This is a genomic window from Candidatus Accumulibacter contiguus (assembly GCF_012940005.1).
GTDB classification, from domain to species: Bacteria; Pseudomonadota; Gammaproteobacteria; order Burkholderiales; family Rhodocyclaceae; genus Accumulibacter; species Accumulibacter contiguus.
In genome coordinates this window covers 1-22,117 of the sequence record NZ_SPMX01000045.1, presented here as the reverse complement: position 1 = coordinate 22,117, position 22,117 = coordinate 1, and the positions used below count along the sequence as shown (strand labels likewise).

Below are 22,117 nucleotides of genomic sequence, written 5' to 3'. Positions count from 1 at the left end.
GTCTGTCCTTCTTCGGGAAAAAGAGTTGTTCGCAGGGCTCAGCGCGGCTTCGGCCTATAGACCGTGTCGATGATGCCGTTGTCGGCAAAAAACTTGCTCTGGGCATCGTCCCAGTCGCGCGCAATGGCCGTCACGGCAAAAAGCTTCAGCGGCGGCAACTTGTCGGCGTGGTTCGCCAGGATCTGCGGCTTGAACGGGCGGTAGCCGTTGCGCGCGATGATCTCCTGTCCCTCGTCGGTAAACAGATATTCAAGGTAGGCACGGGCTGCCTCCGCGCTGCCGTGGCTGGCGACATTGGCATCGACCCAGGCCACCGACGGCTCGGCCAGGATGCTCACCGGCGGGTAGACGATTTCGAGCTGGCCACGCGCCTCGGCCACTTCGCGCAAGGCTTCGTTTTCCCAGGCCAGATGCACGTCGCCGATTTTCTCGACGGCGAACGCCGTGCCGGCGGCGCGCGCCGCGGGGACGAGGAAAGGCGTGTGCTCGTAGAGCGTCTTGAGATAGGCTCGTGCCGCGACCTCGCTGCCGCCGCGCGTGACGATGGCGCCCCAGGCGGCCAGCGCTGTAAGCTTGCCGTTACCCGAGCTTTTGGGGTCCGGTGTGATCACCTCGACACCGGGTTTGACGAGATCCGGCCAATCGTGGATTCCTTGCGGATTGCCCTGGCGAACGACGAAGACGATGGTCGAGTAATAGGGCCGCGACTGGTTCGGCAGCCGCGCCGCCCAGCCGTCGGCGATCTGCCCATGCTTGCGCAAGACGTCGACGTCCGACGGCAAACCAAGGGTGACGACGTCAGGCTTGAGTTCACCGCCCACTGCCAGTCTGGCCTGGCGCGACGAACCCCCATGCGACTGGAGAACCTCGATGGCGCGCCCGGACGCCTTCTCATAGCCCGCCGTGAAGCCGGCGTTGATGTCCCGGTACAGCTCACGCGTCGGGTCGTAGGAGACATTCAGCAATTTCGCTGGCGCCTTGCCCTCGACATTCTTGACGACGATCAGGGTGATCGCAAGCGCTGCGGCGGCGACTGCAGCCAGGTTGATCCAAGGGAGTTTTCGAGTTGCCATCGGTCAGTGTGTCCTTCAACTAATTGTTGGCGGAATTCTGAGCACTCCGATTCGCCTCAGCAACGAGTTATTCCTTCTAAGAATATGGGGCACACATGGAGCATGGCAACCGCCGCTGCCGGCAAGGCCCGTCGTCGAACTGGAACGTCTGGTTGGTCAAGAGTATCAGTGCTCGCTGGCGGCACGCGGGCGTGGGTCAACGCCGGCTTTGCGCAGGAAACGGGGCCGGGCCGGCTGGCGTCACAATCGATCGACCGCTACCGCCGTCCGTACGAAGGAACCAACAATCCACGGGAGGCCATGCAGGCCTATCTCGACTGGGAGTTTGTAAACAAATAAGCGCCGGCTGTCTCAAGACACCGCTTCTTGAATAAACAAAGCAGGAAAACATCGTTGGCGCGGTTCCGGCGGATGGCTAGCATCAACCGCTCCAGATGCCACAAACTGGTTGTCACCAATTGCGCAGGAAGTGAAGTGGGCAGCGTATCGTAGCGCGCGCGTTCGTTGTCGTCAGACGGTGGCGCGGCGCCCAATGGCGGCACCTGATCGGAGAATTTTCATGGCCTTCAAGGGGTCGGGGGTGAGGGGAAACGATCATGACTTTGCAATACACCCCCGATCATGAAGGTCATGACCGTTTGGATAGCCCGGCTTCGCTGCCTGGATAGCCGCCGAGCCAGGCTCTCCCAATCGGCAGTGCGGCGTCGCATCCTGACACGCCAGCAGCGCCAGAAGCGGGAGCGGCGTGGTCTACCCAGACTTCGCTTTGTCGAGCAGTGCTCGCGCCCTCGCGGCCGCAGGTGTGTCGAGCGCTTCGGGAAGCTGATCGACGAGCTAGGCAAGCGCGCGTCGGTCTTCGGCCGTTGCACTGTGGCGGTCGCACAGTTCGATCAGCGCCATCAACTCCAGCCACGGCGCCTCCGCGCTCTGGCCTCCGCGATCGCGCGTCGAATCGCGGCGTCGGCGGCTGCCCGGTCGCCACGCGCGCGCCCGATGACCGCCTGACGCCAGTTCCGCCGCTATCTCGAATGCGGCATTCTCGCCAATGGTTTTGCGCGCGCCCGATGCGCCGAGTGCGGTCACGATTTTCTCATCGCCTGGCCGTGCAAAGGTCGCGGCGTCTGTCCCGCTGGTAACACCCGGCGAATGGTCGAAACCGCCGCCCATCTGGCCGACCCCATTTTGCCGCGCCTGCCGGTCCGTCAGTGGGTGCTGTCGGTTCCCAAGCGGCTGCGTTATCACCTCGAACACGATCCGGCGATCGAGACGCTGGCGCTGCGCATTTTCCTGAGCGTCGTGGAACAAGCCTTGCGCCGCGCCTGCCCGGCTGGGGGTTCGGATTCCCGGATCGGCGCGGTGGCCTTCATCCACCGCTTTGGCGCGCTGCTCAATTCGCATGTGCATTTCCACTGCATCGTCATCGAGGGTGTCTTCGAGGCGGACGCTTCGGGAGCAGCGACGTTTCATGAAAGCCGTGCCCCTGACCAGAAGTTGCTCGACGAAGTTCAGGCCAAGGTCCGCCGCCGTCTACTGCGCGCGCTGACCCGGCGCGGTGTACTTGAGCCGGAAGATGCCGAGCTGGGAGCACGGTGGGGGCTTCTCACTCGACGCCAGCGTGCGCATCGAAGGGGCCGACCGCCAGGGCCTGGAACGGCTGCTGCGCTACTGCGCTCGGCCCGCCTTTGCGCTGGAGCGTTTGCGTGAAATCGACGCAGAACACCTGGTCTATGAGAGCGTCAAGCCGGGTCCCGGCGGCAGCGTCAGCCTGATGCTCACACCACTCGAACGGATCGAGCGTCTGGCGGTGCTGATTCCGCCGCCGCGCCGACATCGCCATCGTTACTACGGGGTGCTGGCAGCCAACGCGCCGCTACGCGCACAGGTGACCGCGCTCGCCGGCCTGCCGGAGCGTCTGACCGCGCCGCTTGCCACAGCGACTGAGACCGAGCCAATCGCGGCGGCCGCGGCGCAAATCACCGCCGCAAGCGTGTCCTCCGACAGCAAGGAGGAAGCAGAGGGGGCAGAGGAAGCGATTCACCGTCGCGCCGCTCGTTACGCTTGGGCGCTGCTGCTCGCGCGGATCTATGAGGTCTTTCCGCTCGTCTGCCCACGCTGCGGCGGCGAGATGCGCATCATCGCCTTCATCATCGATGCGGGTGCCGTGCGCGACATCCTGACTCCTCTGGGCGAGCCGACCTCGCCGCCTCGCCTGATGCCCGCCCGTGCGCCGCCGCTCTGGGAGATGCCGGACGCCACCCTGGGCGAGGACGACCCACAGGCTCAATCGGCGTCTGAGTACGAATTCGACCAGCGCATTGCCTGGTCTGGTAGGTGCGGGTTGGAAGTCCCCATGCGCAAAGGTCCAGACTGAAGCATGACGAACTGCCATCGCCCGTCGTGGGACGACTCGTGCCTGTGGTCATCCGCCTGGCTGGTCCCCGGCCCGGCGGATGACCACACGCGCTGGGCGAGGCGGGATTCGGGGAACTTTTCAGGGGCCATGGGCCACCGGAGCCAAATTCGAGATTGACGCCCCTTGATGGAGGCTCATATGCTCTTTTTGGTACCGTTGGATTTCCTATCCTTCGGCAGTGCGGCGTCGCATCGACACGCCAGCAGCGCCAGAAACGGGAGCGGCGTGGTCTACCCAGACTTCGTTTTGTCGAGCAGCGCTCGCGCTCTCGCGACAGCGGCTGTGTCGTGCGCTTCGGGTAGTTTGTCGACGAGCGCGGCAAGCGCGCGTCGGTCTTTGGCCGTTGCCCTGTGGCCGTCGCACAGTTCGATCAGCGCCATCAGCTCCAGCCACGGAGCCTCCTGGGCTCTGGCCTCTGCCATCGCCCGTCGAATCGCGGCGTCGGCGGCTGCGCGGTCGCCACGCGCGAGCGCGATGGCAGCCTGCATCGCGAACAACTGCGGCAGATACACGCGCTCCCCGAGCACGTTTGCCACTTGCAGCGCATCCTCGAGTTCGTGTTGCGCGCCATCCCAGTCGCCATCAAGCAGCAGGGCCTCCGTGGCATACCCCAGGACCTCACTTCCTCCCGCCAGCATCCCGAGCCGCGTATTGTCTTCGTACGCCTCTCGAATGCGGCGATAGCGTCGCGCGGTCGTCCCATCCGGGCATCCGCCCAGCCGCGAAACCACCGGCACGCCGTCCGACCTTGCGCGACCCCGGATTTGTCGACAAGTGCCCGCATTTCGTCGGCCAGAGCCGCGACACGTTCCGCGTTGCCGAGTCGGGCCTCGAACAGCGCCTCGTACCAAAAGGCCGCCAGCCGCGTGTTCGGCCATCCCAGCAGGCGAGCGCGTGCGTGCGCCCGCTCCAGCCGCGCGCGCCCCTGCTCGACGAACCCGGAATGAAGAAGGTGGATGCCGTGCAGCCCCAGCAGCGTGACTTGTGGATCGGCCACGAAGATTTCGACCGGCGCCAGTTCGAGAAGCTCCGCGGCCGCGAGCCCGCGCTCGATCCATGTGCCAGCCGCGCGCAGTCGACCCTGAAGCTGAGCCACGTATCCGTGCACGATACACGTGACGAGCACAAGCACCGGATCGTTGGGTGCAGACGAGAGCGCCTCGGCTCGTTCCGCCACCGCCAGCGCCTCGGCATAGTCCGCCCGCAGGCTGAGAACGAACGCGAACCCGTGCAGCAGCCGTCCGCGCATCGAATGATCGGGGATGTCGGCGAGAAGCGCGTACGCACGCTGGAACGCGTTTTTCGCTTCGGGATGACTGATGCCATGTACGTGGGTGGCCGCTACTCCATGAAGCGTGGCCAGCGCGATCTCCAGCGCGTTGCGTTGGGTGCCCTCCGGCGCCTGGCCAAGAAGGGTCAACGCATGCTCGGTGAGGTTCATGCACTCGCACGGACTCAGGCGCGCGAGCGCCGCTTCGGCAGCCGCAACGTAGTGGCGCAGCGCGGCCATCGGCTCCCGGCCAAGCTCGAAGTGCATGGCGAGTTCCGCCGCGGCGACCGATGCGCCGGGCGCACGCTCGCGTTCGAGCGTGGTGCCGACTTTGCGGTGGAGCTGCGACCGAACCGACAGGTTGGTGTGCTCGTAGAGCACCTGGCGAAAGAGCGCATGTCGGAACGAATACGGCAACTCTGCTGCATTGTTGCCTCCCTGGGGACGCGGGGCGACGAGCCACAACTGCTCGCGCGAGAGATCGTCACATGTCTGGCCGACCCATGCGGCGTCTCTCTCGAGCGCTCCCGAGATCGTATTGATGCAGAACTGGATGCCGCAAACTGCGGCGACCGAGAGCACCAGGCGCTGATCGCTGGTGAGCTTCGCGATGTAATGATCGATGATGGCCGCGAGATTCTCCGGAACCGCGATTGTCGCGAGCTGCGACGACCGGGCTGCCGCGTCGCCACCGGCTGGCGCGGCGCGCGTGATCGCCTCCGTCATCACCGACGCGACGAACAGCGGTACGCCGTCGGTGCGTTCGTGCAAGGCGCGCACGAACGCTTCATTGGTGGCGATCGCTGGTGATCGTTTCGCCACGTAGTCGGCGACCTCGCTTTCGGAGAACGGATCGAGCACGATCTCCTCGCACAGGTCGTGCAGGCGCAGCTCGTGCCGCAACGGGTTGAGCGGATGATCGAGGGCCACGACCTCGGCCAGACGAAAGCTTGCCAGCCACATGAGCCGCGCGCCGCCACGGCGCCGCGCGATGTAGTCGATCAGCCGGATCGTCGCGCGGTCGCTCCAATGCAGGTCTCGGTCACCAGCAACAGCGGGCGACGCTCGGTGTAGCGATAGAGGACCTGGCCCATCTCGCGCAGCATGCGATCCGGGCTGACGCCGGCGAGTTCTCCTCGTAGCGCTTCTCGCTCCTCCGTCGTGCCGAGCCACGGCAACTGCAACAGCCAGGTCGGCGCCACGGCGCGCAGCAAGGACGGGACCTCGCTGTCGCTGCGGCACAACTCATCCAGCGCTTCCAGAACAGGAAGGTAGGACTCAGCCGTGCCGTAGTGCTCGACGCACTGGCCGCGCGCGCACGCGACGTGGCCGAGGCTGGCAATGAACTGTTCGATCAGCGTCGTCTTGCCGATACCCGGCTCGCCGGCAATCCAGACCACCGCGCGCTTGCCGCTGCACGCCATGTCCCAGGCGCGGTGCAGTCGTGATAGTGGTTCGGCGCGACCGATGAAGTAGGGCACCTGCACGGCGGCGAGTCCCGAAACGCTTGGCTGGACGCTTGGCGCAGCGGGGAGCGCACTGGGAGCGGCAAAGAAGCGATACCCGCGCCGCGACACCGTTTCGATGTAACGCGGTTTGCGGGCATCGTCGTCGAGCACCGTCCGGAGCTCGCTGATGGCGGTTCTCAACACCGAGTCGGTCACGAACTGGTGGCCCCAAACCTCATCGAGCAAAGCATTCGTGGTGAGCAGGGACCCGGCGTGCCGCACGAGCGCGCACAGGACGGCGAATGGCCTCGGCGCGAGCGCGACAGCCGTTCCGTCGCGCAGCAAGCGCGCGTTCGCCTCGTCGAGCTCGAATCGGTCGAAGCGCACTCGTAGCGGATGGGGTTCTCCCGTGGAGCGACCGAGGTCGGGGCCTTCGATCATTGCGATGTCAGGCGGGTTCGATATGGCATAGGACGATCGAGCGCCGGCCAAGGAAGTGGTGCCCGCGTGGCCGGTCGCGCAATTGACGCAGGTAGCGCTTCCCGATCGGCAAAGTCACCATGGATCGGACGCGGCCGCCACACCCAGGGCGCAGTCAGCGTCGATGCCAGCGTTCGCGTTTGTTGGCTGGTTCTCTGTCGATTGGCTCGGCACCGGCATTTGAACCCGATCATTGTCGACAATGGCTCCATTGGGAATTCGGCCTGCTGCGTGCAGTCTAGCGCTGCCTGGCTAACCGGGGCAAGAGAGAGCAGATTCGAAGCCGAAACCGCCAAGGAAGCCGAAGCCGTAAGACTGAGCCGCGATACCCAGGCTGGCGGCTACCGACTGCTGACCGCGGCCGAGCTGAAAAAGATGATCGACGAGGGCAAGCCGATGGTGCTGGTGGATACCATGCCCTACGACGCCAGCTACAGGAAGGAACACATTCCGGGCGCGAAGAATTTTCTCTTCCCGGTGCCACGCATGAGTTCCTGGGATGCGAAGGAAACCGATGGCAAGACCGAGGCTGACTTCACCGCCTTGCTGGGCGAGGACAAAGACAAGCCGGTGGTGTTCTACTGTGGCTTTGTCAAATGCACGCGCAGCGATAACGGTGCAGCGTGGGCGCGCAAGCTCGGCTATACGCAGGTCTATCGTTTCCCTGGCGGTCTGTTCGCATGGAAGGGTGCCGATTTTCCGCTCGAAGCGGTGCAATAGCGCCGGCCAATCACCCCGCGCCGGCGCTGCGCTCACGCCGCTTGCAGGAACGGCGTGCGGATGTCCGAAAGGAACTGGCGCAGCCGCGGATGCTCGGGCCGGGCGAAGAATTCGCTCGGCACCGCGCGTTCGAGAACCTTGCCCTGGTCCATGAACAGCACCCGGTCGGCGACGTCGCGTGCGAAACCCATCTCGTGCGTCACGCACACCATGGTCATGCCGTCACGGGCGAGGTCGCGCATGACCAGAAGGACCTCGCCGACCATCTCGGGGTCAAGCGCGCTGGTCGGTTCGTCGAAGAGCATCAGCGGCGGCCGCATCGCCAGCGCGCGGGCAATCGCCACCCGTTGTTGCTGCCCACCCGAGAGCTCGCCCGGATAAGCGCGCGCCTTGGCGGCCAGGCCGACGCGATCGAGCAGCGTCAGCGCCTCGTCGCGGGCTTCGGATGGTTTGAGTCCGCGCAGGCGGGTCGGCGCCAGCGTGCAGTTTTCGAGCACGCTGATATGCGGGAACAGATTGAACTGCTGGAAGACGAAGCCAATGCGCGAACGGAAGGCATTGAGTTTGACGTGCCGACCGTAGGCATCCACGCCGTCAACGACGATGCGTCCGGACTGGATCGGCTCCAAGCGGTTGAGCGTGCGGATCAACGTCGACTTCCCCGATCCCGATGGGCCGCAAACGACGACTACCTCGCCCTTGGCCACGTCCTCAGTGATGTCCACCAGGGCGTGGTAGCTGCCGTACCACTTGTTGACTCGTTCGATCTTGATCATGCGTGGGCCTTCGCCAGCGTGCGTTGTTGGTGATGGCGCTCCAGCCAGAATGCGAAGCGAGAGAGGCCGAAGCAGAGAATGAAATAGGTCAGGCCGAGCAACAGATACACTTCGGCCGGCTTGGTGAGCACCTGGGTGTTGATCTGGGTGGCGATGAACGAGACTTCGGTCAAGCCGATGATGTAGCCGAGCGAGGTTTCCTTGATGGTTGCAACGAACTGGTTGACCAGTGAGGGCAGCATGTTGCGTACCACTTGCGGCAGGATCACCAGCCGCATCGCGTCCAGATAGCTGAAGCCGAGCGAGCGTGCGCTTTCCGTCTGACCCTTGCCGATGCCCTGGATGCCGGCACGGATGATCTCGGCCAGGTAGGCGGCGTCGAAGACCACCAGGGCGGTCAGCATGGTCCAGAACTGGTCGGTGTTTTGCCCGGTCAGGCTGGGCAGGAAGAAATAGGCCCAGAAGATCACCATCAGCAGCGGTGTGCCGCGCACGACCTGGATCAGCGCGCTCACCGGCCAGCGTACGCATCGCCAGGGACTGACGCGGGCGATACCGAAGACCAGGCCGAGAGGAAAGGCGAAGAGCAAACCGAGCACGGCGAGGATCAGCGTCAGCGCCAAGCCGCCCAGCGGTCCATGCGGATACTGGCCAACCAGGAAATACAGCCAGTAGGTGTCGATCAGGTCGATCACGCCGCTCGCACCGGGAAGCGGCCCTGATACCAGCCTGCCGCGCCGGTGATCAGGAGAGACATGCCGAGATAGCAGGCCGAGGCGAAGGCGAAGGCCTCGAAGCTGCGGAAACTGGCGCTTTCCACCTTGGCTGCCTGATACATCAGCTCGGCGACACCGATGACGGTAGCGATGCTGGTGTCCTTCCAGAGGTTGAGCGTCTGCGAGATCAGCGGCGGAATCGTGACGCGCAGTGCCTGCGGCAGCACCACCAGTCGCATGCTGGCGACGAAGCTGAAGCCGAGCGCACGCGCCGCCTCGAACTGCTGGCCGGGAATCGAGCGGATGCCGCTGCGGACATCCTCCGACATGTAGGCGGCGGTGTAGAGCGTCAACGCGATGATGGCGCTGGTGGCCTCGATGTTGCGCGCGTAGAGCCATTCGCGCAGGGCTGTCGGCAGGAGTTCGGGGGCGCCGAAGTACCAGAACAGCATGTGTGCCAGCAAGGGTACGTTGCGGATCGCTTCGACGAAAGCGAAGCCGGACCATTGCAGCACCTTCACCGGCGAGAGGCGAATCAGCGCGATGAGGATGGCCAGCGGCAGCGCCAGAGCAAGACTGATTCCGGTCAGACTGAGGGAGGTGATCAGGCCCGCCACCAGCCAGTCGTGATAGGTGCCGGTCAGCAGAAGGTCGAGATCGAAGAGCGGGGTCATGTGAGCGCAGAGAGACGTTGAACGGCATCCCCATCGCCCGCAGACGGGCGATGGGGCCGGGAGGTCAAGCGTCTCAGCTATCGACCTTGTCGCTCTCGATCTTGAAGGGGCGTGCCTGGAACTTGATCTTCGAATCATTCCCATACCACTTGAAGAACAGCTTCTCGGCTTCGCCCGATTTCTCGAGTTCGCGCAGAGTGTCGTCGACGACCTTTTTCAAGGCGGGCTCGCCTTTCCTGATACCGAGCGCCAACGGTTCGATGCTGAGATTCTCGGGAAGAATCACGAAGTCCTTCTGGGCGGGACCAAGCTTGGCGTAATCGGCCAGGATCGACACCTCATCGTTGACGTAACCGACCCCCTTGCCCTGCTGCAGAGCGACAAAGGCCTGGCCGGTGGTCTCGAAGGTCACCACTTCCGCCGTCGGCACGGCCTTGCGCAAATTCGGCTCCTGCGTCCCGCCTTTCACCGTCAGGACCTTCTTTCCAGCCAGTTGCGGCACGGCCGTAACGTTGCTGTCCTTGCGTACGATGACCTTCTGGCCAGTGACGAAGGTGGTCAGCGAGAAGTCAACCTTGGCTTCACGTTCTTTGTTGTGGGTCAGCGACGCGGCAAGCAGATCAACGCGGCCCTGTTCCAGTTCGGGGATGCGAGCGGCGACCGCGAGTTGCTTGAGCGTCAGCTTGATGCCCAGCTTCCTGGCGATCGCCTTGGCCAGATCAACGTCGTAACCGACGATCTCGCGGGTCTTCGGATCGACAAAGCTGTTTGGTTCGTCGGTGCCGAGAACGCCGACGACGATTTCGCCCTTCTTCTTTATGTCGGCCAGTTGGTCGGCGTAGGCAGTGCCGCCAACGAGTGTCACAAGTGCGAGCAGGCCAACCAGCAGATGATTGCGCAGGTTCATGATTGTTCTCCAGTAGTCAGATTTTCAATGTACTGGGCATCGGACAAGGACAGAACGAAGTTATCGGCAGATACAAATCAGCGCCGACCTGATATCGATCTGCAAAAAAAACAGAACACTCAATCGCTGGTGGCGAGAACCACTTGATTGGACTTGAAAACAGCCAGCACGTCGGCACCGAGTTCCAGGGGAAATTCGCTCAGGGTGCTGGTGGGCACCGCCGCACTGAGCACACCCGCAGGCGTCATGACCAGCACCTCCGAAAGCACCTTGCCGATGACGATCTCGGTCACTCGCCCGCGCAACTGATTGCGGGGGTTGAGCGCATCCACGGTCATCAGGCGCTTGAGGACGCGGCTTTCCAGCGCCGCGAAGCGTGCTTCGCCGTGCTCCCGCGGCCGCGGCAGATCAACGGGCTCGTCGAAGGTGATACGCCCTTCCTCGATGAGCAGGATGCGATCAGCCAGCGCCACGGCCTCGGCGACGTCGTGTGTCACCAGCAGTGCCGTGAAGGCGTGCTGGTGCCAGATCTGCTCGATGAGGCGCTGCATCTCGATACGGGTCAGGGCGTCGAGGGCACCCAGGGGTTCATCGAGCAGCAGTAGGCGAGGGCGATGAATGAGCGCCCGCGCCAGGGCGACGCGCTGCCGCTGGCCGCCCGAGAGACGGCTCGGCCATTCGTCGGCGCGGTCCGCCAGGCCCACTTGCGCCAGTGCTTCCTCGGCCTGGGCACGTACTTGCGCACGGCTGCCGGGCAGACCCAGGGCGACGTTCTGAATCACCGTCCGCCAGGGCAGCAGGCGAGCTTCCTGGTACATGATCCGCACCTGGTCACCAAAGGTCTCGCGCGCCTTGCCGTCGAAGCCGATGGCACCACCGGAAAGCGAGTCGAGTCCGGCCAACTGGCGCAGCAGCGTGCTCTTGCCACAGCCGCTGCGGCCGACGATGGCGACGAACTCGCCGGCCGGAATGCTCAGGTCGAGGCCGTGCAGTACCTGTCTCTCGCCAAAATATTTGACCAGTCCGCGGATCTCTACGTCAAGGCCGCCGCTACCATCCCGGACAGCCCCGACTTGCGCCAGTTCGGGATTATCGATTTGCATGCTCGTTCCCTCCATCAGGCTGCGCTGTAGGCGCCGTTCCATCTGAGCCAGCGGCGCTCCAGCAAGCGGGCAGCGACATCGGCAAGCTTGCCGAGCAGTGCGTAGAGCAGGATGCCAAGCAGAACGACGTCGGTCTGCAGGAACTCGCGGGCATTCATGGTCATGTAGCCGATGCCGGCCTGTGCGGAAATGGTCTCGGCGACGATGAGAATGACCCACATGAAGCCCAGTGCATAGCGAACGCCGACCAGGATCGACGCCAGGGCACCGGGCAGGATCACTTCACGATACAGCGGCCAGCCGGAGAGACCATAGCTGCGGCCCATTTCGATCAGCGCGGGATCGACCGAACGGATGCCGTGAAACGTGTTGATGTACACCGCAAAAAACACGCCGAAGGAAATCAGGAAGAGCTTGGCCACCTCGTCGATACCGAACCACAGGATGACCAGCGGAATCAGTGCCAGCGGCGGGATGTTGCGAATCATCTGCAAGGTCGTGTCGAGAGCGATTTCCACCTTGCGGAAAGATCCGGTCAGCAGGCCGAGGACGAGCCCCAGCCCACCGCCGATGGCAAAGCCCGCCAGAGCCCGACCGGCGCTGACCCTGATGTGGGTCCAGAGTTCGCCGGAAAGGGCCAGCGTCCAGCCTGCCTTCAGTACAGCCAGCGGTTCCGGCAGTATGCGAGTCGACAGCCAGCCGAAGAGCGCGGAAAGTTCCCAGACGACCAGAATGGCGATGGGCACCAGCCACGGCAACAGCCCCTTGGCGCCATTCCTGAGGGCGTCGATTGGTGATGTCATGCGGTTCTCCTGCGGGAATCACCGGAAACTTGACCGGCAGAAACCCGACATTCGTGTCAAAGCTTGGCGATCGAAACTTCGGTTGCCTTGACCAGAGCCAGGACCTCGGTGCCCACCCGCAGTTGCAGATCCTTGACCGAGCGAGTGGTGATCACGGACGTGACGATGCCATGCGGTGTCTCGACGTCCACTTCGGAAACGACGGGGCCGTCGATGATTTCCTTGATGCGTCCGCGGAACTGATTTCTGGCGTTGATTGACTGGATGGGCACGACGTTCTCCGTTGGGTAACTGACCAAGGGTCGCATTGTGGGCAGCCAGGACGGGCGCGACAAATAATAAGAAATGCATAGCTTATTCCTCCGGATCCCTGCTCTGTATGGAGCACGATTGGTGGCAGAGATCAGCAAATCCAGTTGCCGCGGCGACCAGAGCTACCGCGCGAGCGGTCAGTACGACCCCCTCGGCAGCCTGTTCGTCGACTGGCAAAGAAGTCCTGGCCATGCCGCCCCACTGGCTCCGCGCCGAACGCATAAGCATAGAAAAACTTTGTCTTTGCAGGATGTTGCGCCGTGGCCTAAGGTCGACGGCTACGCGCTGAATTCCCCCGTGGTGAGTCCATGGATCTCGGCAGCCAGTTGCCCCTACACCGTTCCCAGTTCAGGAGATTCGCATGTCCAGATGGTACGCAGACAATTCCCTTTCCATAGGCCGCACGCCGCTGATCAGACTCAACCGCATCGCCGACGGCGCTCCGGCCAGTCTCCTCGCCAAAATCGAGGGACGCAACCCCGCCTATTCGGTCAAATGTCGCATCGGTGCTGCGATGATCTGGGATGCCGAGCAGCGTGGTCTGCTGGGCCCAGGTAAGGAACTCGTCGAACCGACCAGCGGCAACACCGGCATTGCCCTGGCGTTCGTCGCCGCTGCACGCGGGATCCCCCTGACACTGACCATGCCGGAAACCATGAGCCTGGAGCGGCGCAAGCTGCTCGTGGCCTATGGCGCCAAGCTGATACTGACCGAAGGCGCCAAAGGCATGGGTGGCGCCATCGCCAAGGCCGAGGAGATCGCGGAGTCGGACCCGGATCGCTACGTGCTGTTGCAGCAATTCAAGAACCCGGCTAACCCGGCGATTCACGAGAGCACCACCGGCCCCGAGATCTGGGACGACACCGACGGCAATATTGATATTTTCGTCTCCGGGGTTGGGACTGGCGGCACCATCACCGGCGTTTCGCGTTACATCAAGAATACCCGCCGCAAACCCATTCTCTCGGTAGCGGTCGAGCCTTCCGCCAGCCCGGTACTCACGCAGACGCTCGCCGGCGAAGCGCTCAAGCCGGGTCCCCACAAGATCCAGGGCATCGGCGCCGGCTTCGTACCACAGGTGCTCGACCTCTCGCTGGTTGACGTCGTCGAACAGGTGTCGAACGAAGAGGCTGTCGAGTACGCCCGCCGCCTCGCCAGGGAGGAAGGAATCCTGTCGGGGATTTCCTGCGGTGCGGCCGTGGCGGCGGCGGTGCGCCATGCCAGGAAACCGGAAAATGCCGGCAAGACGATCGTCGTCGTGCTGCCCGACTCCGGAGAACGCTACCTGAGTTCGGTGTTGTTCGACGGCGTCTTCGACGCCACCGGCCAGGCGCTGTAAGGCGGCTGCATCGGGGCGCCATTGGCTACCCCGGTGCAGCAAGCAGAAGAACCAGTAAGGACCAGCTACCGCCCGGTTCACCCCGCGCTCCTCGGCAATACTCACATCCCGACGGTGATGATCGGCGAGCGTGGCGCCGACTTCCTGCTTCAAGGTCACAAGGAAAACACATGAGTAACGGTCCTGACCTCGATCTCTCCTTCAACTGGCTACCATTTACGCCCAACCGGGACTTCCGGCGTGAGCCGAAGATCCTGGCCCGCGCCAAGGGAATGTTTTACTACGACCCCCTCGGCGCCCGATTATCGACGGATCTTCCGGCTTGTTTGCGGTGGCGGCTGGGCATGGCCGCGAGGAAATCACCCAGGCAGTCGGCAGACAACTCGACGAACTGGACTTCGCTCCCAGCTTCTATCGCGGCAACCCGCCTGCCTTCCTTGTAGCGGAGAAGCTGGCCGGCATCCTCCCCGCCGGACTGGACAGGGTGTTTCTGGTCAACTCGGGTTCGGAGGCCGTCGATACGGCGATCAAGATGGTCCTCCTGTACCACCGCGTATGTGGCGAAGCACAACGCACCCTGTTCGTCTCGCGCGAGCGTGCGTATCACGGCGTCAACTTCGGTGGCCTGGGCCTTTCCGGCATCGTAAACAACCGTCGGCACTTTGCCAGTCAGTTACCCAACGTGCCCTTGCTGCGGCACACCTGGCTTGCGGAGAACCGTTTCACCCGCGGACTTCCCCAACACGGGGGGGAACTCGCTGACGATCTGCTCCGGATCATTGCCACCCACGGCGCCGAAAACATTGCTGCCGTCTTTGTCGAACCGATCGCCGGCTCGACCGGTGTCCTGCTGCCACCGCAAGGCTATCTGGAACGCTTGCGCGAGATCACTTCGGCGCACGGCATCCTGCTGGTCTTCGATGAAGTGATCTGCGGCTTTGGCAGGACCGGCAAGGCTTTTGCAGCCCAGAGCTTCGGTGTGCGGCCCGACATCCTGACCGTTGCCAAGGCGATCACCAATGGCGCCATCCCGATGGGTGCGGTCGCCGTCGACCGAGGAATCCACGAGGCCATCATCGACTCTGTCCCAGCCGACCAGATCGAGTTCTTCCATGGCTACACTTCCGGTGGTCACCCGGTGGCTGCTGCGGCCGCCATCGCCACCCTGGAGATCTATCGACGCGAAGAATTGTTTGCGCGTGGCGAGGCATTGTCGAGCTATTTCATCGACCAGCTTTTCACCTTGCGCGAGTTGCCAGTGGTCACCGACATCCGCGCCTATGGGCTCATCGCCGGGATCGATCTTGCCCCGGACGGGAAGCCGGGAGTGCGTGGCTACCGCTTGCAGAAAGCCCTGTTTGATCGCGGACTACACGTGAAGACCACCGGCGACGCCGCGATCATTGCTCCGGCATTGGTCGCCGAACGTCAACATATCGACAAGATCGTCTCGATCCTGCGGCGAACACTGGCGGAAGAGAAGTAAAGCCGTCGTTCTGCTGAGCATATTCCGTAGGACGTGATTTAGATATCCGACTTTCTTCGTTCCGGACGGGAATGCCCCTTTGCTACATTGCCTCCTTCTCACTCACTCCACCGGAAGGTAATGCGACATGCACATCTATCGACGCTTCACGATCGCCGCCCTGGCACTGCTGGCGTTCTCGGGCACCACCATCGCTGCCGACGAAGTCACCATCGCCTATCAGACAGGCGTCGATCCCGCCAAGGTGGCCCAGGCTGACGGTCTTTATGAAAAGGCGACAGGCGCCAGGATCAACTGGCGCAAGTTCGATGCCGGCGCCGAAGTCCTCACGGCAATCGCCTCGGGTGACGTGCAGATCGGTTACGTTGGCTCAAGCCCCATCGCTGCTGCCGCGAGCAAAGGACTGCCGGTCGTCACCTTTCTCGTCGCTGCTCAGCTCGGCGGTTCCGAGGCGCTCGTCGTGCGCAATGGCAGCAAGATTGCAAAGCCCGAAAACCTGATCGGCAAGAAGATCGCGGTGCCCTTTGTGTCGACCGGACACTACAGTCTGCTGGCCGCACTGAAGCATTGGAATATCGACCCGTCCAAGGTTCAGATCATCAATCTACGGCCGCCGGAAATCACTGCCGCTTGGCAACGCGGTGACATTGATGCCACCTACGTATGGGACCCCGCGCTCGGCAAGGCCAAGGAAAGTGGCAAGGTTCTGGCGACTTCGGCGGATGTCGGCAAGTGGGGGGCGCCGACCTTTGACGGCTGGATCGTGCGCAACGATTTTGCCGAGAAGAATCCCGACTTCGTGACGAAGTTTGCGCGCGTGACACTGGATGCGTACGCGGCTTATCGAGCCAATCCCAAGGCCTGGCTCGGGAACGCCGACAATCTCGACAAGGTCGTTCGCATCACCGGTGCCAAGAAGGAAGACATTGCCGGCCTGCTCGAGGGCAACGTCTTTCCGTTGGCCAAGGAGCAGAGCGAGTTACTCGGCAAGCCGACCGTGAAGGCTCTGACCGATACCGCCGGCTTCCTCAAGGAGCAAGGCAAGGTGGATACCCTGCAGAGCGACTATGCGCCATTCGTTTCGAGCGCCTACATCAGCAAGGCCAGCACGCTTGCTGCCAGGTAGCCGCCCGAGCGACCGAGCGATCACTTTCCATGTCCAGACTCGTCATTGACCAGGTGACCGTTCACTATCCGGGCGCTGCTCGGGGCGTGGCGGCCCTGCAGGATGTTTCACTGGTCATCGACCCCGAACAACTGGTAGTCGCTCTCGGCCCCTCGGGTTGCGGCAAGACGACCTTGCTCAACCTGATTGCCGGCTTTCTGCAGCCGACGAGTGGGCGAATCCTGCTCGACGATCGGCTGGTTTCCGGGCCGTCCGCGGAACGTGGGGTGGTGTTTCAGGATGATGCGCTGTTGCCCTGGTTGAACGTTCTGGACAACGTGGCTTTCGGATTGCAGTTGCGCGGACTTCCGGGGGCGGAACGTGAGGCGACAGCGCGCAGGACGCTGCAACTCGTTGACCTCCAGGAGTTCGAACAGCATCCTATCTGGCAGCTCTCCGGCGGTATGCGACAGCGCGTCGGGCTCGCGCGCGGGCTGGCTGCGGACCCGCGCGTTCTGCTGCTGGACGAGCCCTTCGCGGCCCTCGATGCGTTCACTCGCGAACAGATGCAGGAACTACTTCTGCGTCTGTGGCGAAAGACTCGCAAACAAATCTTTCTCATTACCCACGATCTGGAAGAAGCTGTGTTTCTGGCGACCGACCTGATCCTGCTCTCGCCACGACCCGGTCGAGTGGCCGAACGGATGAAGCTGGACTTCGGCCACCGTCATGCCAATGGTGAATCCGCACGCAGCATCAAGTCGGATCCACGCTTCATCGAAACCCGTGAGCACGTTCTCTCACTGGTCTTTGCCCAACGCGAGGTCAGCACCACATGACACCCACCGAAATGAGCATCGGCGACAATTCGCGATCGACAGCGTTCGCAAGCGAGCAGGCGCCGGCACGCCCGGCCGGGAACTTCTTGCTCAGCGTCAACACCATCAGTACCCTAACCATCATCTTCTTACTTGTCGTGTGGTGGGCCACGACCACGGCCGGACTCATCGCACCCCTGTTCCTTCCCTCGCCTCAAGCTGTGCTCGGAAAGTTCTGGCTGGTAACCACAAAGGGGTTCATGGACTCGACACTCTGGCAACATCTGGCGGCAAGCCTGGGTCGGGTAGTCTGCGCGCTCATCGCAGCCGTCGTCCTGGCCATACCGACGGGGATCGCGATTGGCCTCTCACGAATCGCGCAGGGCGTGCTTGACCCCCTCATTGAGCTCTATCGTCCGGTGCCGCCGCTCGCCTACCTGCCGCTGATCGTCATCTGGTTCGGGATTGGCGAGTTGTCCAAGGTCTTGCTGATCTTCCTGGCGATCTATGCGCCAATCGCGATTGCCACAGCGGGTGGTGTTCGACAGGTCTCGCAAAACCGCCTGCGCGCTGCACAGTCCCTGGGAGCGACGCGTGTCCAGTTGCTGCGTTACGTGGTGTTGCCCAGCGCCGTCCCCGACATCCTGACTGGTATCCGCATCGGCCTGGGGACCGGCTGGTCGACACTCGTTGCCGCGGAACTGGTCGCAGCGACGAGCGGCCTGGGGTTCATGGTGCAGTCGGCTGCACAGTTCCTGGTGACCGACGTGGTCATCCTGGGAATTGCCGTGATCGCCATCATTGCCTTTGCGCTCGAACTCTCCCTGCGCGCCCTATCCCGTCGCCTGGCCCCGTGGCGGGAGCAGGGCATAAGCTGAAAGCGACCATGGCCGTTGGGAACGCTTGCCGAGTTCAGCATCCTGTACCACTTGGGTGAGTTCCTGGTCGATTTCGGCATGGGCCAGCGGGAAGTAGAAGGCCATGAACTCGGGGAAGCATCGCCACCCAGGACGTGCTGCACAAATACGGCAATGACTACATCTACCATCTGATGGGTGGCCGCATGTTCCCACTGACACTCGATGGGCTGGGGCGGGGAATGAGGTTGTTGAGCAAGTAATCACATGGGCTCAGGTGTGAATATTCTCACAGCAGGCCTGCGCTCCAGGCATATAATGATTCCACGAGACAAATGGCAAACGGGGTGAAAGCCCCGGACGCAAAGCTGCAGACCCTAACCTGGAATCCAGGTGGGTGGCTGGGTTACCTCGCTCCAGGCACGTTCGTGCGGGCACTTGGTTTCCTTTCCACGGCTGAAACATGACTCTCGTATGAGAGTGCGGCAACGGTGTTGTTGAACAATGGATGCCAAGAAAATGTTGGCGCAACAACCGCTGCTGATGTCATGCATTGTATGCGTTGAGAGTCAGAGGAAACCATGAGAACCTTTATTGCGACGATTGAAACTCCCGCCGGAACCGAGACCATGAAACTGGCGGCCGCCAGTATCCAGGATGCCTATGGACAGGTGGCGGAACGGAGTCTGTCGGCTGCGAACTCGTCGTATCACTACTCGATCAGGGAGACGTCTCCCATCGCTTCGCCCCAGTTTTTCAACGGGTTCACCAACGCCAGCATCTCGCTCGTGGCTTGCCTGATCCTTTTCATGGTCCTCGATCATCTGCTGCGCAAGTGGCTCAAGAGCTGATTGCCAATCAGGAGAACATGCGGACGACAAAACGGATGTTCTCTGATTGAATTGATTTGCTGAGTAGATTTGAGAGGACTGAAGGGGTCGCGGCACTGCTTTGCGGGGTCGCTGCGGGTGCCGCCGCTTCCCTTTCTTCAGCTGAGGTAGTAGGGTCAGGGTCGAAGTGTTCCCGGCAGCCTGCTTCTGCGCTGCGGTAGAATAGTATCGATGAACGACGACTATTTCATGCGTGAGGCGATTTCCCTGGCGCGGGCTGCCGAGTGCCTCGGCGAGGTGCCGGTTGGTGCGCTGGTGGTTCGCGATGGGGTCATCGTCGGTCGGGGCTTCAATTCGCCGATCGGCGAACATGATCCGACGGCGCACGCCGAAATTGCCGCCCTACGCGATGCCGCGCGCAATCTGCGCAACTACCGTCTGCCTGGCTGCGAACTGTTCGTGACTCTCGAACCTTGCGCGATGTGTGGCGGTGCGGTGCTGCAGGCGCGCATTGCCCGTTTGATCTACGGCGCGCGGGATCCAAAAACCGGCGTGCATGGCAGCGTCGTCGACCTCTTTGCGGTGCCGCGCCTCAACCATCACACGCTAGTCGTCGGCGGCATCCTGGCCGATGAGTGCGGACAGTTGCTATCGGGGTTTTTTGCGGCGCGGCGCAGCCGCGAGTGAGCATGCACATCGAGATCTCCATCAAACAACAGACGCTGACCCTCTCGGACGACTCCGGGCAGGTGCTGCGCAGCTATCCTGTGTCCACGGCAACGAATGGCCCTGGCGAAGTCTCGGGCAGCTTCTGCACGCCGCGCGGCAGGCACCTGATCCGCGCCAAGATTGGTGCCGGCGAAGCGGTCAACACGGTTTTTGCCGCCCGCAGGCCGACTGGCGAGATCTATGGCAAGGAACTCGCCGAACGATTCCCGCAGCGCGACTGGATTCTCACGCGCATCCTCTGGTTATCTGGCTGCGAACCCGGTCGCAACCGCCTGGGCCGGGTCGATACCATGCGCCGTTATGTCTACATCCACGGCAGCCCGGACACGACGCCGATGGGTCGCCCCGGATCGATCGGCTGCATTCGCATGCACAACGCCGATATTGTTGAATTGTTCGAGTGGGTGCCGCCGTACACGCCGGTCGATATCCGCGAGGACTGAGCATTGCACCGACCGTTATGAAACCTGTCGTGCGGCAAGTCAGGTGTCTGTCTGGTCCTGGGCCGGACGGGTATCCGAATATTTCCGGTTCGATCCGTAGCTGCTCGCGACCGGATATTTGATCGCATTCTTGACGAGTTTTGCACGGGCGGCCTGTTCAAGGTCGATGCCGGCATTTTCGGCAATCAACAGCAGGTAAATCAGGACGTCGGCACATTCGTCGCGCAGGGCTTCCTGCGCGCTGGCGCTGCCTGCCATCGCTGCCATCTCGGCGTCGTTCTTCCACTGCGTCAGTTCGAGCAACTCGCTGGCTTCGAGGTTCAGCGAGACGATCAGGTTGCGCAGGCTGTGAAACTGCGCCCAGTTGCGTTGGTCGCGAAATTCGAGCACTGCCGCGGTCAGTGTCGAAAGGCTCATGGCTTCAGGTGAAGAAGCGTGGTCTTGCTTATTCCGGCAGGCGCAGGTGATTTGCCTGCGCGCGTGCGCGCAGCGCCCGGTAATCTGGGAAACGCTTTCTCGCCTGCAAACAGGTCCTCCGTAGGGTGGCGCATGCGGGTCACTTGCGGGTTTCGCGAAGCTGCCATTCTACCGCGACAGGGGGCGCGAAACTGCCTGCTATTCTTGATGACCTTCAGAACACCTGATCTCATTGCCATGACATTAGGGCGGTAGCCTTAAAAAACACATTACAGTCCAACGGCTTGACTCTTGTTTTCGGTACTATGGAGCGTTTTTGGAGAAGGAGTGTGTCGGATATTGTAAAGATACGGCAATTGGCAGATAGTTGGTGACTGACGGGGCACCGGCTCCGCTTGACCTGGAGAGAGCGATGCCGCAAATGCTGTTGCCGATGTTTCCTGCGGGGGCGATCCACATCAACAATCTGCTGGCTTTTGTGAGGCAGGACGAGCGGATCACCTATTTCAACGGGATGATGCCGGTATTCAGCCATGACGAGCAGGACATCCCCACCTTCCGAATGATTACGGCACAATTTATCGCTGGCGGTAATGCCCGGGGTGTGGACGTTGCCCGTGCCTTTGGCGTACCCGTACTCAGTGTCAAGCGTGCGGTGAAGCGTTACCACGAGCAAGGGGTCAAGGGGTTTTATGCCCCACGGGGAACTCGTGGTCCAGCGGTGCTGACCGCCGTCGTCATGAAGCAGGCACAAGACTTTCTGGACGAGGGTCTGACGACTGCGCAGGTGGCTGCCCGCTTGAAGATCAAAGCGGACACGCTATCGAAAGCGGTGCGTGCCGGGCGACTGCACGCACCGTCGTCAAAGCCCAAGCCAGCGGTCGTCTTGACTAACAAGAGTGAGCGCAGCCTGCTCGACAGTGAGGCCCCGATGGGGATGGGCGCGTCGAACATCGATGCCCGGGTAGCTGCCAGTATGGGCGGACTGACTGCGGTGCTGCCGCAGTTTCAAGCGGTGGTCGATGTGCCCTGTGGGGGTGTGCTGTTTGCGCTGTTAGTGGCTGGAAGGAAGCGCGCATAAATGGCGCAGAAGAATGGCAGAGAATGCTGGACTGATTGAGTGGACAAAGGAGGGGCCGGTAAGGGCCCCTTGAGGATTGGAAGGTTGGCAGCGGTTAGAACGGCGGCTCTTCGGTCCAGGGGTCGTAGGGATTGGCGTCGCTGTCCCTGGATTGCTCGTCACGAAGCAGTTCAAAGAGGGCGGTCTGGTAGTGAGCGCAGATCCGGTCCCGCAAGTCGTCGAGCAGTTCGACGACGGCGAAAGCCTGGGCCGGTGTCCATTCGGCGGATATCAGGCAGTCGAGGCCGTGGTTCAATCCGGAGGGTTGGGGGTAGGGT

The 22,117-nt window shown here is 62.5% G+C and carries 24 protein-coding genes, 2 pseudogenes and 1 riboswitch; of the genes and pseudogenes, 13 read left to right on the top strand and 13 right to left on the bottom strand.

Translation table 11 applies throughout. From position 1 onward, the window contains the following. Positions 1–38: 38 nt before the first annotated feature. A complete protein-coding gene (locus tag E4Q08_RS15560; RefSeq protein WP_169071056.1) occupies positions 39–1,073 on the bottom strand; it encodes a sulfate ABC transporter substrate-binding protein in 1,035 nt (344 codons plus the stop codon). A 168-nt stretch (positions 1,074–1,241) separates the two neighbouring features. Between E4Q08_RS15560 and E4Q08_RS15555 the strand changes: the two are divergent. Then, positions 1,242–1,412: pseudogene (locus E4Q08_RS15555) on the top strand (rhodanese-like domain-containing protein); the annotation flags it as partial. Between the two features lie 495 nt (positions 1,413–1,907). Here E4Q08_RS15555 and E4Q08_RS15550 read toward each other — a convergent pair. Beyond that, on the bottom strand, positions 1,908–2,156 hold the full coding sequence (locus E4Q08_RS15550) for a hypothetical protein (RefSeq protein ID WP_169071055.1): 249 nt from the start codon (positions 2,154–2,156) through the stop codon (positions 1,908–1,910). On the opposite strand from E4Q08_RS15550, the gene E4Q08_RS25325 reads away from it, so the two are divergent. Next, the gene (locus E4Q08_RS25325) at positions 2,109–2,777 is read left to right on the top strand and encodes a transposase (RefSeq protein WP_308240151.1); all 669 of its coding nucleotides are present in this window, start codon (positions 2,109–2,111) and stop codon (positions 2,775–2,777) included. The genes E4Q08_RS15550 and E4Q08_RS25325 overlap by 48 nt on opposite strands. Further along, entirely contained in the window at positions 2,689–3,444 is a 756-nt protein-coding gene (locus E4Q08_RS25320) for a transposase (protein ID WP_169071053.1), read from the top strand. The genes E4Q08_RS25325 and E4Q08_RS25320 overlap by 89 nt, the downstream gene beginning before the upstream one ends. Positions 3,445–3,865: 421 nt before the next feature. Here the strand turns inward: E4Q08_RS25320 and E4Q08_RS25795 are convergent, their stop codons facing one another. Beyond that, positions 3,866–5,719, bottom strand: coding sequence for an ATP-binding protein (locus E4Q08_RS25795; RefSeq protein WP_308240150.1), 1,854 nt, complete (start codon positions 5,717–5,719; stop codon positions 3,866–3,868). A gap of 38 nt (positions 5,720–5,757) precedes the next feature. Next, on the bottom strand, positions 5,758–6,645 hold the full coding sequence (locus E4Q08_RS25790) for a winged helix-turn-helix domain-containing protein (RefSeq protein ID WP_308240149.1): 888 nt from the start codon (positions 6,643–6,645) through the stop codon (positions 5,758–5,760). 270 nt (positions 6,646–6,915) lie between these two features. Between E4Q08_RS25790 and E4Q08_RS15530 the strand changes: the two genes are divergently transcribed. Next, the gene (locus E4Q08_RS15530; RefSeq protein WP_308240148.1) at positions 6,916–7,404 is read left to right on the top strand and encodes a rhodanese-like domain-containing protein; all 489 of its coding nucleotides are present in this window, start codon (positions 6,916–6,918) and stop codon (positions 7,402–7,404) included. 32 nt (positions 7,405–7,436) lie between these two features. On the opposite strand, the gene E4Q08_RS15525 is transcribed toward E4Q08_RS15530, so the two are convergent. From E4Q08_RS15525 to E4Q08_RS15500, 7 genes are all read right to left on the bottom strand, one after another. Next, complete coding sequence (locus E4Q08_RS15525) at positions 7,437–8,180, bottom strand: amino acid ABC transporter ATP-binding protein (protein WP_169071051.1); 744 nt, start codon at positions 8,178–8,180, stop codon at positions 7,437–7,439. Then, positions 8,177–8,875 (bottom strand): amino acid ABC transporter permease, encoded by a 699-nt coding sequence (locus E4Q08_RS15520; protein WP_308240147.1) that lies wholly within the window; start codon positions 8,873–8,875, stop codon positions 8,177–8,179. Before E4Q08_RS15520 ends, E4Q08_RS15525 begins: the two co-directional genes overlap by 4 nt. Beyond that, a complete protein-coding gene (locus E4Q08_RS24900; RefSeq protein ID WP_248594947.1) occupies positions 8,872–9,570 on the bottom strand; it encodes an amino acid ABC transporter permease in 699 nt (232 codons plus the stop codon). The genes E4Q08_RS15520 and E4Q08_RS24900 overlap by 4 nt, the downstream gene beginning before the upstream one ends. Positions 9,571–9,643: 73 nt before the next feature. Then, entirely contained in the window at positions 9,644–10,477 is an 834-nt protein-coding gene (locus E4Q08_RS15515; protein ID WP_169071049.1) for an ABC transporter substrate-binding protein, read from the bottom strand. Positions 10,478–10,596: 119 nt separating this feature from the next. Continuing rightward, positions 10,597–11,580, bottom strand: a complete 984-nt coding sequence (locus tag E4Q08_RS15510) for an ATP-binding cassette domain-containing protein (RefSeq protein ID WP_248594946.1) — start codon at positions 11,578–11,580, stop codon at positions 10,597–10,599. Between the two features lie 14 nt (positions 11,581–11,594). Continuing rightward, positions 11,595–12,383: an aliphatic sulfonate ABC transporter permease SsuC gene (ssuC, locus tag E4Q08_RS15505; protein WP_169071048.1), complete on the bottom strand. Its 789-nt coding sequence runs from the start codon at positions 12,381–12,383 to the stop codon at positions 11,595–11,597. 56 nt (positions 12,384–12,439) lie between these two features. After that, positions 12,440–12,655, bottom strand: coding sequence for a TOBE domain-containing protein (locus E4Q08_RS15500; RefSeq protein ID WP_169071047.1), 216 nt, complete (start codon positions 12,653–12,655; stop codon positions 12,440–12,442). A 401-nt stretch (positions 12,656–13,056) separates the two neighbouring features. On the opposite strand from E4Q08_RS15500, the gene cysK reads away from it, so the two are divergent. From cysK to E4Q08_RS15460, 8 genes and pseudogenes are all read left to right on the top strand, one after another. Then, entirely contained in the window at positions 13,057–14,034 is a 978-nt protein-coding gene (gene cysK / locus E4Q08_RS15495) for a cysteine synthase A (protein ID WP_169071046.1), read from the top strand. 170 nt (positions 14,035–14,204) lie between these two features. Then, positions 14,205–15,520: pseudogene (gene aptA, locus E4Q08_RS15490) on the top strand (omega-aminotransferase AptA). A 127-nt stretch (positions 15,521–15,647) separates the two neighbouring features. Next, a complete protein-coding gene (tauA, locus tag E4Q08_RS15485; RefSeq protein WP_169071045.1) occupies positions 15,648–16,646 on the top strand; it encodes a taurine ABC transporter substrate-binding protein in 999 nt (332 codons plus the stop codon). A gap of 29 nt (positions 16,647–16,675) precedes the next feature. After that, positions 16,676–17,464 (top strand): taurine ABC transporter ATP-binding subunit, encoded by a 789-nt coding sequence (gene tauB / locus E4Q08_RS15480; protein WP_169071044.1) that lies wholly within the window; start codon positions 16,676–16,678, stop codon positions 17,462–17,464. Positions 17,465–17,475: 11 nt separating this feature from the next. Next, positions 17,476–18,321 (top strand): taurine ABC transporter permease TauC, encoded by an 846-nt coding sequence (gene tauC / locus E4Q08_RS15475; RefSeq protein WP_169071060.1) that lies wholly within the window; start codon positions 17,476–17,478, stop codon positions 18,319–18,321. 306 nt (positions 18,322–18,627) lie between these two features. Continuing rightward, positions 18,628–18,714, top strand: a riboswitch (cyclic di-GMP riboswitch). A gap of 167 nt (positions 18,715–18,881) precedes the next feature. Beyond that, entirely contained in the window at positions 18,882–19,151 is a 270-nt protein-coding gene (locus tag E4Q08_RS15470; RefSeq protein WP_169071043.1) for a hypothetical protein, read from the top strand. A 210-nt stretch (positions 19,152–19,361) separates the two neighbouring features. Beyond that, on the top strand, positions 19,362–19,817 hold the full coding sequence (gene tadA, locus E4Q08_RS15465) for a tRNA adenosine(34) deaminase TadA (RefSeq protein ID WP_169071042.1): 456 nt from the start codon (positions 19,362–19,364) through the stop codon (positions 19,815–19,817). 2 nt (positions 19,818–19,819) lie between these two features. Next, positions 19,820–20,302, top strand: coding sequence for a L,D-transpeptidase (locus tag E4Q08_RS15460; protein WP_169071041.1), 483 nt, complete (start codon positions 19,820–19,822; stop codon positions 20,300–20,302). Between the two features lie 39 nt (positions 20,303–20,341). Here the strand turns inward: E4Q08_RS15460 and E4Q08_RS15455 are convergent, their stop codons facing one another. Beyond that, positions 20,342–20,719 (bottom strand): nucleotide pyrophosphohydrolase, encoded by a 378-nt coding sequence (locus E4Q08_RS15455; RefSeq protein ID WP_169071040.1) that lies wholly within the window; start codon positions 20,717–20,719, stop codon positions 20,342–20,344. Between the two features lie 412 nt (positions 20,720–21,131). Between E4Q08_RS15455 and E4Q08_RS15450 the strand changes: the two genes are divergently transcribed. After that, on the top strand, positions 21,132–21,800 hold the full coding sequence (locus tag E4Q08_RS15450) for a COG3415 family protein (RefSeq protein ID WP_169071039.1): 669 nt from the start codon (positions 21,132–21,134) through the stop codon (positions 21,798–21,800). 94 nt (positions 21,801–21,894) lie between these two features. Here the strand turns inward: E4Q08_RS15450 and E4Q08_RS15445 are convergent. Continuing rightward, positions 21,895–22,117 (bottom strand): hypothetical protein (locus E4Q08_RS15445; protein WP_169071038.1); only part of this gene is annotated, 223 nt, incomplete at its 5' end.